General features: G+C 57.8%; 16 protein-coding genes and 2 tRNA genes. 7 read left to right on the top strand and 11 right to left on the bottom strand.

Annotation, left to right across the window (positions count from 1 at the left end):
* Nucleotides 1–67: 67 nt before the first annotated feature.
* Together PQ467_RS11665 and PQ467_RS11660 are read right to left on the bottom strand one after the other, a co-directional pair.
* Nucleotides 68–1102, bottom strand: coding sequence for a phage major capsid protein, P2 family (locus PQ467_RS11665; protein WP_274173570.1), 1035 nt, complete (start codon nucleotides 1100–1102; stop codon nucleotides 68–70).
* A gap of 49 nt (nucleotides 1103–1151) precedes the next feature.
* Nucleotides 1152–2045 carry a GPO family capsid scaffolding protein gene (locus PQ467_RS11660; RefSeq protein WP_274173569.1) on the bottom strand — a complete coding sequence of 298 codons (894 nt, stop codon included), beginning with the start codon at nucleotides 2043–2045 and terminating at the stop codon, nucleotides 1152–1154.
* Between the two features lie 164 nt (nucleotides 2046–2209).
* Here PQ467_RS11660 and PQ467_RS11655 point away from each other — a divergent pair, with 164 nt between their 5' ends.
* Nucleotides 2210–4123: a terminase large subunit domain-containing protein gene (locus tag PQ467_RS11655; RefSeq protein ID WP_274173568.1), complete on the top strand. Its 1914-nt coding sequence runs from the start codon at nucleotides 2210–2212 to the stop codon at nucleotides 4121–4123.
* A 2-nt stretch (nucleotides 4124–4125) separates the two neighbouring features.
* Complete coding sequence (locus tag PQ467_RS11650; protein WP_274173567.1) at nucleotides 4126–5193, top strand: phage portal protein; 1068 nt, start codon at nucleotides 4126–4128, stop codon at nucleotides 5191–5193.
* Nucleotides 5194–5258: 65 nt separating this feature from the next.
* Here the strand turns inward: PQ467_RS11650 and PQ467_RS11645 are convergent, their stop codons facing one another.
* Nucleotides 5259–6698 (bottom strand): hypothetical protein, encoded by a 1440-nt coding sequence (locus tag PQ467_RS11645; RefSeq protein WP_274173566.1) that lies wholly within the window; start codon nucleotides 6696–6698, stop codon nucleotides 5259–5261.
* Nucleotides 6695–7477: a hypothetical protein gene (locus PQ467_RS11640; protein ID WP_274173565.1), complete on the bottom strand. Its 783-nt coding sequence runs from the start codon at nucleotides 7475–7477 to the stop codon at nucleotides 6695–6697. Before PQ467_RS11640 ends, PQ467_RS11645 begins: the two co-directional genes overlap by 4 nt.
* A gap of 293 nt (nucleotides 7478–7770) precedes the next feature.
* On the opposite strand from PQ467_RS11640, the gene PQ467_RS11635 reads away from it, so the two are divergent.
* Nucleotides 7771–8586: a DNA adenine methylase gene (locus tag PQ467_RS11635; RefSeq protein WP_274173564.1), complete on the top strand. Its 816-nt coding sequence runs from the start codon at nucleotides 7771–7773 to the stop codon at nucleotides 8584–8586.
* A gap of 203 nt (nucleotides 8587–8789) precedes the next feature.
* Here PQ467_RS11635 and PQ467_RS11630 read toward each other — a convergent pair whose 3' ends face one another.
* Both PQ467_RS11630 and PQ467_RS11625 read right to left on the bottom strand, forming a co-directional pair.
* The gene (locus tag PQ467_RS11630) at nucleotides 8790–9068 is read right to left on the bottom strand and encodes a BrnA antitoxin family protein (RefSeq protein ID WP_274173563.1); all 279 of its coding nucleotides are present in this window, start codon (nucleotides 9066–9068) and stop codon (nucleotides 8790–8792) included.
* Nucleotides 9065–9379, bottom strand: coding sequence for a type II toxin-antitoxin system RelE/ParE family toxin (locus PQ467_RS11625; RefSeq protein ID WP_274173562.1), 315 nt, complete (start codon nucleotides 9377–9379; stop codon nucleotides 9065–9067). Before PQ467_RS11625 ends, PQ467_RS11630 begins: the two co-directional genes overlap by 4 nt.
* A 168-nt stretch (nucleotides 9380–9547) precedes the next feature.
* On the opposite strand from PQ467_RS11625, the gene PQ467_RS11620 reads away from it, so the two are divergent.
* The 3 genes from PQ467_RS11620 to PQ467_RS11610 all read left to right on the top strand — a co-directional run bounded on the left by PQ467_RS11620 (nucleotide 9548) and on the right by PQ467_RS11610 (nucleotide 10915).
* Entirely contained in the window at nucleotides 9548–9742 is a 195-nt protein-coding gene (locus tag PQ467_RS11620; protein WP_274173561.1) for a hypothetical protein, read from the top strand.
* 190 nt (nucleotides 9743–9932) lie between these two features.
* Nucleotides 9933–10574: a nucleotide-binding protein gene (locus PQ467_RS11615; RefSeq protein WP_274173560.1), complete on the top strand. Its 642-nt coding sequence runs from the start codon at nucleotides 9933–9935 to the stop codon at nucleotides 10572–10574.
* On the top strand, nucleotides 10571–10915 hold the full coding sequence (locus PQ467_RS11610; protein ID WP_274173559.1) for a ribbon-helix-helix domain-containing protein: 345 nt from the start codon (nucleotides 10571–10573) through the stop codon (nucleotides 10913–10915). Before PQ467_RS11615 ends, PQ467_RS11610 begins: the two co-directional genes overlap by 4 nt.
* A gap of 529 nt (nucleotides 10916–11444) precedes the next feature.
* Here PQ467_RS11610 and PQ467_RS11605 read toward each other — a convergent pair.
* The 3 genes from PQ467_RS11605 to PQ467_RS11595 form a co-directional block, all read right to left on the bottom strand.
* Complete coding sequence (locus tag PQ467_RS11605; RefSeq protein ID WP_274173558.1) at nucleotides 11445–12299, bottom strand: hypothetical protein; 855 nt, start codon at nucleotides 12297–12299, stop codon at nucleotides 11445–11447.
* Nucleotides 12300–12321: 22 nt separating this feature from the next.
* On the bottom strand, nucleotides 12322–13587 hold the full coding sequence (locus PQ467_RS11600; protein WP_274173557.1) for a tyrosine-type recombinase/integrase: 1266 nt from the start codon (nucleotides 13585–13587) through the stop codon (nucleotides 12322–12324).
* A 169-nt stretch (nucleotides 13588–13756) separates the two neighbouring features.
* Nucleotides 13757–13833, bottom strand: a tRNA-Pro gene (locus tag PQ467_RS11595).
* Between the two features lie 269 nt (nucleotides 13834–14102).
* On the opposite strand from PQ467_RS11595, the gene PQ467_RS11590 reads away from it, so the two are divergent.
* Complete coding sequence (locus PQ467_RS11590; protein WP_274173556.1) at nucleotides 14103–14693, top strand: hypothetical protein; 591 nt, start codon at nucleotides 14103–14105, stop codon at nucleotides 14691–14693.
* 63 nt (nucleotides 14694–14756) lie between these two features.
* Here PQ467_RS11590 and PQ467_RS11585 read toward each other — a convergent pair.
* Nucleotides 14757–14832, bottom strand: a tRNA-Ile gene (locus PQ467_RS11585).
* Between the two features lie 66 nt (nucleotides 14833–14898).
* Nucleotides 14899–15903 carry a polysaccharide deacetylase family protein gene (locus PQ467_RS11580; protein WP_274173555.1) on the bottom strand — a complete coding sequence of 335 codons (1005 nt, stop codon included), beginning with the start codon at nucleotides 15901–15903 and terminating at the stop codon, nucleotides 14899–14901.
* Nucleotides 15904–15905: the final 2 nt, after the last annotated feature.

Here is a 15905-nt window from a genome sequence, read left to right as displayed (position 1 = left end):
AAGGGGGAAACAGCGCGGGGCCGGTGGACAGACGCGGGAGGGCGCGCGCCTGCCCTTGGGGATCGGGTTAGTCGGCGTCGTGCTGGACGATATTTTCGACCATGCAGGCGTAATTGTAGTCCTCGACCACGTAAGCCTCATTGGACGACTGATAGTCGGTCACCTGATCCAGATCGGGTTCGTCGCGGATCAGGCGGCGCGTCTTGCCGTCCTGATAGTACAGGGACAGATTGTTGAGCGTGGTGATCTTGAACGCATCGGCCGGGAAGAAGGGGACGCGCACGGTCGGCAAGCCGCCGATCTGCTTGTCCGCCATGATGGCCGCGCGCGCCAGCGTATCAAGCGACCCCTCGGTCTTGTTCATGATCGCGCCATACTTGTCGTAAAGCAGATCATCGCCCACGATCACGCAAAGGCCGGGTGCGCGGCGGGCATAGACCGGCAGCAGCTTTTCCTTGGCCCCGTAAACCATCGCGTCGATGCTGGCGAAGTCGCCATCGCTGCCATAGGACACCTTGCCCGCGACCTTGCCGCCCTGCACCGCCGACAGAACGCGCGCGGCGTTTTCGGTGCGCATTTTCTGCAACCAGCCGATATTCACGTCCTGCAACAGCGGGTGCGCCACGCGGTCGGTTTCGGCGGCGGCGGAGGTGCCGTTAAAGCCGATCATGATGCGGTCGAGAGCCTGACGGGTAACAATCAGGTCGCGGATGCGCGCCTGAAAGTCGGGGAATTTGGCCCACATATCCAGCTTGTCATAGCGCAGGGCCGTGTCGAAATTGGTCTGGACGCACTGATAGCCGTTGCCGTCCAGCACGGTGGGATCGACGCCCCTGCGGCGATTGCCTGCGGCGGTGTTGGTGCGGCCCGCCGTGGTGCCGCCAATGCCGAGGCCCAGCTTCTGGCCGCTCTGTTCATCGACCGGGATGATGTTGATGGCCTTCAGGAATTCGTCATCTTCCTGCATACGGGTGACAAGGGTCTGCTGGACCGACGGGGCCACCGTGAATTTGTGGGTGGTGACGGTCTGCGGGGCAACGCCGTTGATTTCGCCAATGCGCTCAACAAACTGGTTGAAGCGTTCAAGGGTAATCGGATTCATGGGTGATCCTTGAAAAAAGAGGGGGCGCGGGTGTGGATGGGGCGGGCGATCAGCAGTCGGCGCGCTCGACATCATCGGCGCCGGTCGCGCGGGGCCGGTGGCTGAAATTGCGGCTGGGTTCGCTTTCCAGCTGGGTGCGCAATTCGGCGACCTTGGCCTCGCTGGCGGCAAAGCTCTGGGTCAGGGCGGCAATCTGGGCCTGCCCCTTTTCAACCTGGCTCAACAGGGTCGAAAACATGGCGGCGGCCATCGGATCAGCCGCGAAGGACAGGGCCGGGGTGTTGGCGGGCGGCGTTTCGGGGGTGACGGGCGCAACCGGCGCAACAGGTGCCGGCTGCTGGCCCGAGAAGTTCAGAAGCTGCTTGAAGAAGGCCAAAAGGCCGCTGGCATCGGAATTTTCGGGCAGCACCGGGGCGAGGCTTTCGCTGAAATCGAGATTCACTTCCTGCGCGGCGGTGAACAGGCATGAGGGGTCAGACTTGCGCGCCGTGAAGGGCGAGGCGGCGGGATTGCCAGCGCTGAATTTCAGCACCTCGACGCCAAGGGCGGCGGGATTGTCGGTGGCCGCCACGCCCATCAGATAGGCTTTGCCGCTCTTGGCGAAATTGGGGTTGATCTCGATGGAGGTGTAAAGTTTCTGCCCGGCAGCGGTCAGCGACTTCAGATTGTCCAGCGGCTTGATCTGGGCAAACAGGCCGAGGCGCTTCTGGGGCTTGCCGCCGACTTGGACGGTCACGTCGCCCGTCTTGAGCGCCAGCACATCGCCGTAGGAGCCGAATTCGCCGCTGGGGGCAACGCCCTTGATATGCTCGACATTGACGCGGGCGGCGTGGGTGGCGAAGTCATAGGTTTCGGCCATATTCACAATGTCGGCGCGGGTGATTTCGCGCCCGTCCGTGGTCGCGCCTTCGGTGGCCACACAGAAAAACTTGTAATCCGCCATGGGGTTCATTCCGTCCTGAATTGAGGCGCTGATGCGGGGCGCGCCGTTGGGGTGAAGCCACAAGAGCGCGCGCCGGGGCTTTTTCCCACGTGGCGGAATTGTCGCGTTTGGCCCCACAAGGCCCGCGCGTGGGGTTAGCGCTGGGCCTGCGCCAGCAAGGGGGCATGGATGACGATTTGCCCCCGGATGATCTGCCATTTGATGGCGTCGAAGGCGGCGCGCCGGAGGATGGCGCGACGGCCATTGGTGGCGACCATGAGGGCGGCCCCGATGGCGCAAACGTGGTGCCGATCGCGCCCATTATCGCGGCCAAGGTGCGCGCGCGATCGCTCTATTGGCGCGGGTGGGCGGTCAGCCAGATCGCGGATGAATTGGGCATCCCCTATGCCACCGTATCAAGTTGGAAAACGCGCCAGAAGTGGGACGAGGCCAGCCCCGCCGAGCGCGCCGAGGAAGGCATCCTCGAGCGCTATCTGACCCTGATTGCCAAAGAGGTGAAGACGGGCGGAGATTTCAAGGAAATCGACCTGTTGGGCCGCCAGCTTGAACGCATGGCGCGCATCCAGAAGTATAGCGCCGGGGGCAATGAAACCGACCTAAACCCCAAGGTTAAAAACCGCAATTCGGACGAGGTGAAGGCCAAAAAGGAAAAGGCCAAGAACCTGCTGACGCGGGAGCATCTGGCCGCCCTGCGCGCCGATCTGGAAGACGGGCTGTTCGGCCATCAAGAGGCTTGGCTTTCGACCGTAAGCCGCCGAACGCGCATGATCCTGAAAAGCCGCCAGATCGGCGCGACGTGGTATTTTGCGCGTGAACGCCTGTTGGTCGCGCTGGAAACCGGCAAAAATCAGATTTTCATTTCGGCAAGCCGCGCACAGGCCAACATCTTCCGCAATTACATTGTGCAATGGGTGCAAAAGGTTTGCGGCATCCAGTTGAAGGGCGACCCTATCGTCATCCAGCGCGGTGATGACGAGGACGGCAAGGCGCTAGAGCCTGTCGAATTGTATTTCCTTGGCACCAATTACCGGACGGCGCAGGGCTATCACGGCGACGTAATTGTCGATGAATGCTTTTGGATTTATGGCTTTGAGGAGCTTTTCAAAGTCGCCTCGGCCATGGCGACGCAAAAGCAATACACGATCACGCTGTTTTCGACGCCCAGCACTTTGGCGCATGAAGCCTTCCCCATGTGGAACGGCGACCGCTTTAACAAGCGCCGCGCCAAGGCCGACCGGATCAAGCTGGACGTGTCCCACGCGGCCTTGTGCAAGGGCATGCTGGGGGCCGATCAGATTTGGCGGCAGATCGTCACCATTGACGACGCCATCGCGGGCGGCTTCGATCTGGTGGACCCGGAACAGCTGCAAGCCCAGTATTCGCCCGATGAATATGACAACCTGTTCCGCTGCATCTTTCTCGATGACAGCCAGAGCATGTTCCCCTTTGCCCTCATGCGCCGGTGCATGGTGGACAGTTATGAGGCGTGGAAGCGCGATTTTCAGCCCTATGACCTGCGCCCGTTCGGCCATGGCGAGGTGTGGATCGGCTATGACCCCAACGCCAGCGAGAGCGCCACGGCGGACGATGCGGCGCTGGTGGTGGTGGCCCCGCCGCAAAAGCCCGGTGGCAAGTTTCGGGTGCTGGAAAAGAAGCGCCTGAAGGGGCTGGACTTTGAAGGGCAGGCCAATGCGATCAGGTCCATGGCCGCAAAATACAACGTCACGCGGATCGGCATTGATACGACCGGCGCGGGGCGCAGCGTTCACCAGCTGGTGGTCAAATGGTTCCCCACGGCCCAAGCCTATCATTATTCCGTGCCGCTCAAAACGGCCATGGTGCTGAAGGCGAAAAACATCATCAGCAACGGGCGCTTGGAATTCGACACCGGATGGATCGACGTTGTTTCGTCCTTCATGGCGATCAAGCCCGAATTCACGTCCAAGGGCGTGACCTATACCGCCTCGCGCGGGGGCAATGTGGGCCATGCGGACGTCGCTTGGGCCATCATGCATGCCCTGTTCTTTGAGCCGCTGGACGGCGGCGAGGGCGGCCAATCATCAATGGAGATTTTCTAGGCATGACCTTCACCCCCGGCAATGACAATGGCCCCGGCGCAAGCGCAGATGGCGGGCAGGGCGAACCGCGCGGGCCGTGGGATGCCTATGAATTTGGCGCGCCGGAAAGCGTGTTGAACCGCAGCCAGATTTTCGACCTGTTTGAGGTGGTGCGGGGCAGCAAATGGTATGAGCCGCCGATTTGCCGCATTGGCCTTGGCAAAGCCTATCGCATGGCCTCGCATCATCAATCGGCCATTCTGCTAAAGCGCAACATGCTGGCCGCCAGCTTCATCCCCAACGCCCGTTTCAGCCGGTCGGAATTTGAAAAGTGGGTGTTGGATTACCTGATTTTTGGCGATGCGTTTTTGCAGGCCATCCCCAACCGTCTGGGCGGGGTGGCGCGGCTGAAGGCCAGCCCCGCCGCGTGGACGCGCGTTGGCACCAATCCGGGGGAACACTGGTTCGTGCAGCCCGGTATGATGACCTATCAGCCGCATTTGCTGGAGGCCGGGACGGTTCATCACTTGATGGAACCGGACCCGTTGCAGGAAATCTATGGGATGCCGTCTTACATTTCGGCGCTGCAATCGGGCTTGCTCAATGAGAACGCTACGCTTTTTCGGCGGCGCTATTACCTCAATGGATCGCATGCTGGGTTCATCCTCTATGTGTCCGAGGCGGGCATGCAGGACAAGGATAGCAATGCGCTTCGCAAGGCCCTGCGCGGGGCCAAGGGGCCGGGGAATTTCCGCAACTTGTTCCTGCACATTCCGGGCGGCAAGGCCGATGGTGTCAAGATTATGCCGATTGCCGAGGTGGGCGCGAATGACCAATTCCTGGGCATCAAGGAAGTGACCCGCGATGACATGCTGGCCGCGCATCGGACGCCGCCGCAATTGCTGGGGATCGTGCCCAAGAACGGGACCGGGTTTGGCAGCGTGATTGATGCCGCGCGGGCCTATTACCATGTCGAAATAGGCCCGCTGCAATGGCGGTTGATGGAGGTGAATGACCTGTTGGGCTTTGAGGCGGTGGCGTTCAAAGATCCTGCGGACATGGGGTTGATGTTGGCGATGGGGATCAATTGATGTATAGAGTAATTTTAAGAAAATAGTAAATCTTAAAGAATCATAGAAAAATCCCATATAAATATTCAGAAGAAGCGAGATTTTGCAAAATTATCAATCACCTTGCTTCGGTAATTGCCATTTTTGTTCAATGGCGACATTCTGGCAATATGAGAAAGTTGTTCAAAATTTTCTGAGTTAGCGTCATTGGCTAGCGATTCAAAGATTTCTATCCAGCTCTTTAGATCTTTTCTTGCCTCGGAAAGCCATGAAATTCTTAAGTTCCAAGATTCATTATCATTTAATTCATTCGAAACATAATTGTATAGAGACTTCCACTTATTGGTTCCTCTTCCATAATTGGCGAGCCAAGTAATGGATTTTGTAATAAATAAATCTTTATCGATAAGTGATTTGCCAAATTCGAGAAATTTATCTATCCAAGCGGGGGTGCCGCTCACAGAGCTGAGCCAGCTTATTAAATGTGATCTCGCCCAATCATTGTCCGGAAAGTTCCTGAGTATGGGGGTCACAACATAATCTATAAATCCTTCTTTATAAAATCCATGTCCATCGTTATTCTCTGCAATTGATATGATTGATTTACGTTCTTCTGGAAAGATATAAAAGAAATTTGACCAAGCAGTTAGAAGTGAATGCGGCAAGTACAACTTTTGCTGCCCGAATGCTATTTTAAGCGCGGGTAGAATTTTCTCGATCGATAAATTTTTAACTAGATGATGGGTAATTGACCAAACCAATATCCAGCCTTGCTGATCAACCGGACGGTTATTGAGCCACCACTTCGACAAATCTTCGAATGCCGCTCGCTCAAAAAATCTGATGTTCATTATAACAGCGTGTTCGTAGCTTCCCAAGCCTTTTGTAGTGATCCGCCATTTGGCAATATCTATAAAACGATCATCACCGCGAAAATGAGGCCACGCATCTCTCCAGCAAATGAACCATTTTGCATTATCATCTTCAGTCTCAAGAATTTTTATTATTTTTCTAATATGTTCTTCATTTTCGTCAATTTGAATTAAGATTTCACTATCTTTAAGATTTCGTATAAATAACATTCTCTTCTTTACGCGCGTCTCATAACTCTCACTGACTGACTTGTTCGTTAGAAGTTTTGCCGCGGCCGCCGCCGCTTCCTGTAATCGTAATCTGTCGTCCAAGAAAGTTGCGCACTCAACCTCGATAAACGGGAAATCTATGATGGAACCTGCGTTGATAAGCAGGTTTGAAAGCTCGGCTCGAGAGCCATACAGTACTCTATTCTCTTCTAGCCAGAAGGCGAAAATCCCATCCTCGCCGCAGCTGCGATCTATATTGGGGGCAAGGGCTTGGATTTGCACGAATCGATCAAGTTGGATCTGCATAAACCTGTGGATGGAGCCGCTGATTGACAGATCTTGCGAGAATGTATCATTTGATCCAAGTCTCGTAAATATTGGTATAACAAAACATGGTGGAATAGGGTTTAATGAGGCGTATAGTGCCAGTTTATACGTACTCATAGAAAGTTATTCCTCTTATAATATTTATATATTTCATGATATATCAACGCATGATAGCATGAAATACTTAATGAATACATAGGATATCCAATGGGTTCAGCGTCCCATTGATTTTGTATTTTATCGATGACTGATTCTATGCTGAGATATTGCTCGGGAAGTACTACGGCTAAAGGCTTGTTCGTAGATAAAGTCACTGCTTGATCAGATTGAATTTCGATTGCAAGGCGACGATCGTCAAAGTCTGAATTAGTCCTTTCTCCTGCTAAACGTAAAATTGCAGATATTTCTGCATCAAACGGTGATAATGAGAATTCTTGGTCAAATAAGTTAGAACTTTTGGATTCTAGTTTAAAATATCTTTCCGCACTGCCGAAAAAAGATCCGATAATTCTCTCTGGAGCATCTGGAATATTGGTTTCAAATTCGTCTCTTGGCATCATTTCAATGTAGTCTGGAAATCTTCCTTTGGAAAAAGCACCCGAATCAAAAGGGAATATACGTCTTGGCTTTTTTACTATATCTGTCGAAAAAATGAAGCAGCAGGGGAGCTCCCAGTGATCTGCCGAATTTGAAGATGTTGAATATTTGTAAGATGGTCTCCCTACAAAAAAGTAATTTAAGCTTTCATTTAAAAATACATCGCATTTTTTTGGTTTGATAGCTTCGGATTCTATTATAGATTTTAGATTATAAGATTTTGTAGAGTGCACAAGTGGTAGGGATTTTTCTGGAACCACAGAGTTTCTTAATAAGAAATTTTCCAAGGCCGAGGGCATTGATTGGTCTCCTCAGGTAAGGCTGGCGTTATAATATCTTCCAATCCTCAAGGTTCAAGTAAGTGAGAAGATAGCCTTATAAGGCTGGTTTTAAATCACGCGTCGGTGGATAGGGGCTGTAGGAGGCATGGCAACAGTTGCGGCCCCGCGACAGCAGGGAGGAGTCGCTATTGAGGCGGGGGCTGTGGCGCACCAACGCCCCAGCCTGACGATCAACGCTCGTCATGTCCCCAATTGGCCACTTGAGGCCATCCCGCCCACCGAGTCGGCGCGGGTCGCTATATGGACGCTATATGATTGATTCGAATCGCTTTTCTGCCTTTTCCCCCGTTGCGCCGGTTCGCCCGGTGGCCCCCTATATTGGCGGAAAGCGCAATCTGTCGCGCCGGTTGGTTGAACGCATCGGCGCGGTGCCGCACGAAACCTATGCCGAGGTGTTTGTCGGTATGGGCGGGGTGTTTTTCCGTCGCGATCAACGCCCAAAGAGCGAGGTAATCAACGATTGGAGTGAGGACGTTTCGACCTTTTTCCGTGTGTTGCAGCGCCATTATCAACCCTTCATGGATATGTTGCGTTGGCAGATTACGAGCCGGGCGGGGTTTGAAAAACTGGCGGCGTTGGCTCCGGCGAGCCTTACCGATCTGGAGCGGTCGGCGCGCTTTCTCTTCCTTCAGCGTCTGGCATTCGGCGGCAAGATTAGGGGGCGTAGTTTTGGGGTCGCGGTGGCCCGCTCGTCCAGCTTTGACATGACCAAGCTGGCCCCCATGATTGAGGCTGTTCATGAACGCCTTTCCGGTGTCGTCATCGAGAGGCTGGATTGGTCGGCATTCGTCGCCCGCTATGATCGCCCCGGCACCCTGTTCTATCTAGATCCGCCTTATTTTGGCTCCGAACGCGATTATGGCGATGGCATGTTCGCGCGGTCAGAGTTTGAGCGCATGGCCGATCAACTGCGCCAGATCAAAGGCCGCTTTATCCTGTCGCTGAACGATCATCCGATGGTGCGGGAAACGTTCGCCGGGTTTGATTTTGAAGGGGTCGGCGTTCGCTACACCGTGGGCGGTGCGGCGGCGGCGCAGGAGGCGCGCGAAGTCATCATCTCCAATTGAGTGAGGGGCCGCTGGCTACGCTGGCGGCCCTTACCGCAGCCCCCTTGCCACTCTTTTCCAAACATGGTCAGGGGGCCGGGGCAATTCAATGGACGCGGTTGTATCTCGCACCAGATTGACCATTTGCGGTGCGACCTTGCGCCGCTCTGCCGATTTCTGGACTCATGTCTCGCGCGCGGTGCGGGATATGGTGGCCGCCCCTTTTATGCCTGCCCGCTGATCACCTGTTTCAGCACATCATTGATGCGGGTTTGCCATCCCGGCCCACCAGCCCGGAAATAGGCCAGCACATCAGGATCAAGCCGAATGGCAACCTGTTGCTTGGCATCGGCCTTGACCGAACCGGCGGGGCGGCCACCCTTGCGGCGCGCCGCGATCTGTTCCGGGGTATGGACGACAGCGCCCGGCACGTCCTGTCCGGACAGCATCGCCTCGGCTTGGGCCAGCCCCCGCTTGAGGCTGGCAAAATCTTCCTCATTCATCGGTCTTTGCCTTTCTTGAGTTCCGCCTTTTGCGCCGCTGTCAGATTGGCTTGGCGGGTTTTGGAAATTACCGTCAACAGAAACACCGGGGCATCGATCCGGGTGTGATAGGTGATGATGCGATAGCCACCGGACTTGCCCTTGCCCTCGCGCGCGATGCGGACCTTGCGGCATCCGCCGGTGCCCTCGATCACCACGCCCGCGTCGGGGTTGGCGGCAATGAAATCAACAGCGGCGATGCGTTCGGCGTCGGTCATCCCGGCCTTGCTGGCGGCAGAGAGATATTCAGGGGTTTCGACAACGGTGTGCATGGGTTTTCTGTAGATGCATTTAATCCCGATGGCAAGAGGTTATTTGCATATACGAAAAATCGGGGGCATGCTTGATTTTTTGGGAAATCGGCCACTTTTGGCTTGCTCTAGGTGTATAAATATATAAATGTATAAATAGAGGAATTGAGCAAAAAGTGAGGCGGTTTCATGACTTTGACGAAGGCCGAACCATCCACGGACCCGCGTGAATTCTTGCGCGCCAATCTGTGCAGCCCGGTCGTTCACGCGGCGGGCCGGGACGGCGGGGGCGTACTGTTCACGCTGGCAAATATGCGCCGGTTTGAGCTTTCCGCGCATGACCTGATCGCGGTGCCGATGCCGATCTGGGGCGAAGCGGAATGAAGGTGCGGGGGCCAGATTGGAAACCTGACCATTGCGCCGATTGCGGCGTGGTCCATCCATCCTTCAGTTTGAACGGATGGCGCGGGCCGTGGCGGTGTCAGGAATGCCACGCCGACGCCATGGCGGCGAGTGAAGCGCGCAGGGTGGCTGCCTGACATATACATTTATACACATATAGGATTATAGCCGTATGAAGGTAATTGCTGTTCTCTCGCAAAAGGGCGGCGTTGGCAAAACCACGCTGGCCACCTGTCTGGCCGTGGCGGCGGAAGCCGATGGGAAAACGACTGCTATTCTCGATCTGGACCCGCAAGCCACGGCCAGCTTTTGGAGCGATGCGCGCGAAGCCGAAGCGCCCGCCGTTTCATCGCTTCAGGCGGTGCGGTTGGGGCCGGTGATCGCGGCGGCGGCCAAGCATGGGACCGACCTTGTCATCATCGACGGCGCGGCGGTCGCGCGCGACGTGGCCCAGATGGCGGCCCAATTTGCCGACCTTATCCTGATCCCGACAAAGGCGGCGGTTTTCGACACTATGGCCATGACCCATACGCTGGACATTGCGCGCCAGCTGGACAAGCCGGTCGCGGTGGTTCTGACCTTTGTTTCGCCCCAAGGGCAAGAGACAGCCGACGCGATTGAGGCCATGGGCCAGTTGGGCGCAGAGGTTTGCCCGGTCACTATCGGCAACCGCAAGGCGTTCTTTCGCGCACAGGGGCAGGGGCTGGCCGCGCAGGAATTTGAGCGTAGCGGAGCGGCGGCAAAGGAAGTCGCGGCCCTATACGATTATACAAATATACGGCTATACGGCGCGGCAAAGGAGTCGGGCCAGTGACCAAAAAAACCGGAAATTCGCTGCAAGCCATGTTGAACCGCGCATCGAGCGCGGCGGCTGATCCTGTTGCACCTTCTGCCCAGGACTTGCCGGTGGCCGAGGCGGCGGTCGCCCCGGCGCGCAAGCGCGGGCGGCCCACTCTGGCCAGCCAAGGGCTTGCCCCGGCGGAGCGACCAACGGCGCGGGCCGGAACAAAGATGATCGGCGGCCACTTTCCGGCCGAGACAAGCCAGCAGCTTCGCATGCTGGCCGTGGAGGAAGATACCACGGTGCAAGCGCTGCTCGAGGAGGCCATCGCCGACCTGCTGACCAAAAAGGCGGGGCGCAAGGTTCGCCGCTGATCCATTCTAAGCCCCTTACAGGCGCGGGGCATTTCCGGGGCGGCGGGCCTCGGCCATCATTCTGAAGCCTCTGACAGGGGCTGGGGCGCGATCCCCGGCCCCTTTTTGCGTCTGGGTGAAGGGCGGGGCGGCGCTGAAAAATCGGGCCGGGCAACGGCGATCACGCCCCGCGCATCGCCGTTGCCCCCACCCCTCGCCCTCGCGCTCTTTGTGTCGATATTATGCACCCATCCGGGCCGCTATGCGCCCCGTACAGGCCGGAAACCGGGATTTTTGGCCCCAAGTGACCCTAAACCCCCGCAATGCGTAATTACGCAGCACAATGCACCTGCGGCGACCTGTCCGCGCGCGCCTCGGTCGCGTTCTCGCACCCCGGTTTCGTCCTTCCCTTCTGGGAAGCCCAAGGGGCCGCGCAAGCGGCCCCGTTCAACGGTGCGGCCTTGCGCATCATTGCCTTGTTTGCCTTCGGATCGGGGGCCACTTTATCGTCAAATTACGTATGAAGCAGCCCTAAGCTGCTTCATTCCTTTTATCCTTGTTCTGCAAGGGGGGTATCAATGACCCTATTTGCACTATGGCCCCCAAAAAAAGGGATGCCGAGGCGGGCGCAATAGGCTTGCTGGGCGGCCAGATCGCCGGGGTGGCGGATTTCGGCCCACTTGTCGGTGGGAATGTCGCCCATAAGCTCCATTTCCGCCCGCACAAACGCGGCCTCCGCCTCTAGGCTGTTGCGCCGGGTTTTGGCCTTGAGGCGCTCCACGGCGCCCGTATAGCCCTTGGCGAGGCGCTCGGCCAAGCGCTGGACGCGGTTGGGAGTAGGGCCGGAACCCTTGCGGTCTGCATGGTCCTCGATCTTGAGGCCCTTTTTGTTGAGCAGTTGGCGAAGGTGGATTTGCGCGGCGCGGGGCAGGCGGCTGACTTCAACGAAATAGCTGGATGCTGTGGGACGATGTGAACCATCCTCGGCCTTGGTCGAACGGCGGACCCAATCCAGCCAGCCCATATCGCGCAGGGCCATGATGTGAGCATGGATGGTGCGGCGGGCAAATCCAGTAGCAGCCGCGATCATCTCATAGGTGGCTTCGCAAGTGCCCTTCTGGAAATCCATAAACTTGCGCAGCATGGCGTCCAGCGTGTGGAAAGCGTGAAGCATGAAATGCCAAGAGCGGTCTTCTGGCCGGTGTTCCTTGGCCCATGCCATCGCCGTCTTGTTGATGGCCTCGACCACGTCCAGCGACTGCTCGATGCTGCCATCGCCAAAGCGGCGGCCCACCTGCGCGCGCAGATCGTCCACATCAAAGGTTGAGCGCCAGATCCCGACCGGCTGCGCGGTGGTCTTGGCGGCTATGCTGCCAAGCAGCGAACCAAAGGAAACCGCGCTCATTGTGCGGCCTCCCCGGTTGCGATCAGTGGCGCGGCAATTCCAGCAGCGATTCCAGACTGGCCAGCCCCACGCAGAGCAAGTCGGCCCATTCCTGCGCGATCTGCCTGCGCCGAGGCATATACGCGGCGCGGTTGTACCGGCCCTCGACCCCGCTGGGCACATGCGCCAGCATCAGGTCGATAATCTTGCGGTCGCTGTCCCGTTCGGCTGTTGCGGCCCGCTCGTTCATGATGGTCGAGAACGTGGCTCGCCACCCATGCGGGACGTGCTGCCCCTCCCATCCACCAACGCGCCGATACGCCACATTCAGCGCGTTCGACGTGATGGGCCGCTTTGAATGCCGCGCCGATGGAAACAGATACTGCCGCTTGCCCGCCATTTTCAACGCGGCTTTCACCACGGCCACGGCTTGCCGGGACAGCGGCATGGTGAAGTCGAACGCTTCCTGATCCGCCTCGGCCAGACGCAATTTCATTTTTTCCGCTGGCACGGTCCAGACGGGTTCCTTGCCGTCCAGCCCATGAAACTCGTTCACCTCGGCCATTTGCACCATGCCGGGGCGCGCAGCGGTCAAAGCCAATAGCCGCGAGGCCAGCTTCGTGCTGGGATGCCCCGGTGTGGCCTCGTAAGCCTTGAGAAACGACCGGGCGCGTTCGATGGATAGCACCGCCGGTTGCCGCCGCTTCAAAACCTTCTTGAGCGAGGGCGTGACGCCCGTTGTCGGGTCGATCTCGGCCAGTTCCTCCGAAATGGCATACTCGTACACCGATCCGATCCGCTGGAGCAGCCTGTGCGCCGTTTCCAGCGCGCCGCGCGATTGCACGGCCTGCAACGCTTCGCGCACATTCTTGGCCCGGATTTTCCGTACGTCCATCTTGCCCAAGCTGGGGAAGATATCGCGTTCCAAGCTGCTGATAACCTCCTGCGCATAGCGAGGTTTCCAATTGGATTTTTGTTCGCCGTGCCAAGTTTTGGCAACCGACTCGAAGGTCATCGACGGATTGGTCGCCAGCTGCCGCTTTTTGGCCTTCTTGCCAAACTCCAGCGCCGGGTCCGAACCGTCCTGCAACGTCTTGCGCGCCGCCGCGCTCAATGCGCGCGCCTCGCTCAGCCGCATGGCCGGATAGGCCCCAAAAGCTATTTGCTTTTCCTTGCCGTCCACCCGATACTTCAGACGCCAACTCTTGTGGCCGGTTGTGCTGACCAGAAGGTGCAGGCCGTGCGCATCGAACAGCTTGACGGGCTTTGGCCCCGCCTTGGCTGCTCTGCACTCCTTGTCCGTCAACATCCAACGCCCCCACGACCAAACGCAGACGCCCCGAAAACGCCCCCAACGCGCTTGCGCAGGGGTGCGATACCATGAGACGCCGAGCGACGGCCCCATGAGCAAAAAACCGCGCATTTGCAACGGTTTCATGCGTCAGTGAGACGGTTTGATATGTGGTGAAATTGAGACTTGGTCGGGGAGACAAGATTCGAACTTGCGACCCTCTGCTCCCAAAGCAGATGCGCTACCAGGCTGCGCTACTCCCCGACACGGCCAAGCCCCTAGAATTGACGCGGAGATAGCGCAAGGGGAAAAACGGGGGATTTGGCAGCGCAGTGGGGATAGCGCCAAAATGGCCGCGCAAAAAACGCCGGTTTATCGCCGGTTACGACGGGCTGATACGGATCGCGCCGCTGGTGCTTGCCGGATGATGGGTCCGTTATGATCGCAGCCTTCCTTGAAAGACTTGGGCCGAACCAAGATGAACGCGCCATGTCGATAGGGCGATCTTGCCCTGTTTTAAGCGGGAGGGGCTCGTGTTCAAGTATATTATTCCGGCGGTTCTGTTGGTTTCGGCAAATGCTGCAACTGCGCAAACCAATGCGGGCAGGATCATCACACTTTCGCCCAATACAGAAGTGGTGGTGACGCCCAATGATACGCTTTCTTCAAAATCGCTCAAAGTTGGTGACAAGTTCAAGATTTCTACCGTCTTTGACGTGATGCAGGATGGCTATGTCCTGATCCCGCGCGGCACGCCCGGCGAGGCAAGCGTGAGCTATCGCACCGGCAAGGGCGCCTTTGGCAAATCGGCCAAGCTGGAGGTGACGTTCAATTCGCTGAAACTGGGCGATCGCGTCATCCCGCTTAACGGCAGCTATCGCAGCGAAGGGCAGGGCAATGCCGGGGCTGCGGTGGGTGCGGTGGTGGCCGTGGGCGTGTTTGGCGCCTTTGTCACCGGCCATTCGGCAACTCTGACCAATGGCCAGCAATTGCGCGCCCATACCGCCGATCCGGTTTCCTTCACCATCCCGGCCGGCGCCGCCCCGCTCCAGGCCGCCCCTCTGGCTCCGGCTGCGCCTTTGGCCAAGGTGGAAAATGCCGGCGTGGTCGCGGTCGCCAATTGATGGGGCAAAAGGGGAGCGGCGGCTCCCCTTTTCTCAGCATACGTGCCGGGGGAGGGCAAAGCATGGTGGGCCCGGCAGGACTCGAACCCGCAACCTAGCCGTTATGAGCGGCCAGCTCTAACCATTGAGCTACAGGCCCCAAGCCATGCTTTGCGCATCATGCGCCGCCTCGCGTTAGCCGCGCCATGCGCAACAGGCAAGGGCTTCAATCGAAGAGAGTGCTCTCCATCACTTCGCGCACGCTGGTTGGTTGGACGCCGCGTGCGATCAACAATTCAAACACTTGGCGCCACCATTCATACATCTCGTCCAGATCGGCCTCAGTGCGGACATAGGGCGTATGGCCGGGACAGAGCGAGGGGCTGTGGAAAGACAGGACGATGACCGGCAGTTCCTCGTCCACCGCCAGATTGACCGCGCGCAGCGCCTCGCTCACCGTCACGCCCTCTGGCGTCAGGGGAATGCGTTCGAGCAGGCCAAAGCGCGCCATCGCCCCGCGCAGCCGGTCAAAGCGCGACAATTTCGGATAGAGCCATTGGCCATAGCGCCGCAGCAGGCCGGAAAACACCGTGGTCAGCGGCATTTCCATCAGACGACCCGGTTCGTCAACCCAATAGGGCCGCAGCGGCAGGTCGCGGAAATTGGGGCCGCCCCATCCGCTGTAATCAAATCGCGAGCGGACCGAGGTGTCGATGGCCACCCCGGCCTCATGCAGCACATCGGCGGTGTTGGGCCCGATGCCATAGCGCCCGGCGCGATAGATCATGGGCGCCGCGCCGAAATTTTCCGCAATCGTGGCGTGCAGCTTCAGAAACTTGGCCCGTTCGAGCGCGAAGGGCAGGTTGCCTGAAAAGCTGTTATATTGATTAACCTCCTCTTCATAAGGCGGGTTAACCCAAGGATGCAACTGAACGCCGACCTCGGCCCGCCCGGCGATCACCGCATCGCGCAGCAATTCCGAGGCCAACGCCGATGTGGCCACCGGATAGTCGATCAAATAGATCGGAACGATGCCGAAGCCTTCGCAAAACTGCTGAAACTTGCGCAGGCGCGATACCGTATCGACCCGGTGCCGGGTGCGCGTCAGCGGCTTGGTCCAATCGAATTCCTCTTCGGTATCGATCGTGACCACAAAGCGCTGTCCGGTGCCCTGGCGGAAATGGACAAAGGCGTCCGGCGCGGGCTGGTCGGTAATTTGATGAAAAGACAAAT

It is taken from the genome of Novosphingobium sp. KACC 22771, from assembly GCF_028736195.1.
Lineage (GTDB): Bacteria > Pseudomonadota > Alphaproteobacteria > Sphingomonadales > Sphingomonadaceae > Novosphingobium.
This window is presented reverse-complemented; position numbering and strand designations above follow the sequence as displayed.

Excerpts from the sequence above, each read along its gene's own strand:
- PQ467_RS11665 (WP_274173570.1), bottom strand. The coding sequence starts at position 1,102 with ATGAATCCGATTACCCTTGAACGCTTCAACCAGTTTGTTGAGCGCATT.
- PQ467_RS11660 (WP_274173569.1), bottom strand. The coding sequence starts at position 2,045 with ATGGCGGATTACAAGTTTTTCTGTGTGGCCACCGAAGGCGCGACCACG.
- PQ467_RS11655 (WP_274173568.1), top strand. The coding sequence starts at position 2,210 with ATGGATGACGATTTGCCCCCGGATGATCTGCCATTTGATGGCGTCGAA.
- PQ467_RS11650 (WP_274173567.1), top strand. The coding sequence starts at position 4,126 with ATGACCTTCACCCCCGGCAATGACAATGGCCCCGGCGCAAGCGCAGAT.
- PQ467_RS11645 (WP_274173566.1), bottom strand. The coding sequence starts at position 6,698 with ATGAGTACGTATAAACTGGCACTATACGCCTCATTAAACCCTATTCCA.
- PQ467_RS11640 (WP_274173565.1), bottom strand. The coding sequence starts at position 7,477 with ATGCCCTCGGCCTTGGAAAATTTCTTATTAAGAAACTCTGTGGTTCCA.
- PQ467_RS11635 (WP_274173564.1), top strand. The coding sequence starts at position 7,771 with ATGATTGATTCGAATCGCTTTTCTGCCTTTTCCCCCGTTGCGCCGGTT.
- PQ467_RS11630 (WP_274173563.1), bottom strand. The coding sequence starts at position 9,068 with ATGAATGAGGAAGATTTTGCCAGCCTCAAGCGGGGGCTGGCCCAAGCC.
- PQ467_RS11625 (WP_274173562.1), bottom strand. The coding sequence starts at position 9,379 with ATGCACACCGTTGTCGAAACCCCTGAATATCTCTCTGCCGCCAGCAAG.
- PQ467_RS11620 (WP_274173561.1), top strand. The coding sequence starts at position 9,548 with ATGACTTTGACGAAGGCCGAACCATCCACGGACCCGCGTGAATTCTTG.
- PQ467_RS11615 (WP_274173560.1), top strand. The coding sequence starts at position 9,933 with ATGAAGGTAATTGCTGTTCTCTCGCAAAAGGGCGGCGTTGGCAAAACC.
- PQ467_RS11605 (WP_274173558.1), bottom strand. The coding sequence starts at position 12,299 with ATGAGCGCGGTTTCCTTTGGTTCGCTGCTTGGCAGCATAGCCGCCAAG.
- PQ467_RS11600 (WP_274173557.1), bottom strand. The coding sequence starts at position 13,587 with ATGTTGACGGACAAGGAGTGCAGAGCAGCCAAGGCGGGGCCAAAGCCC.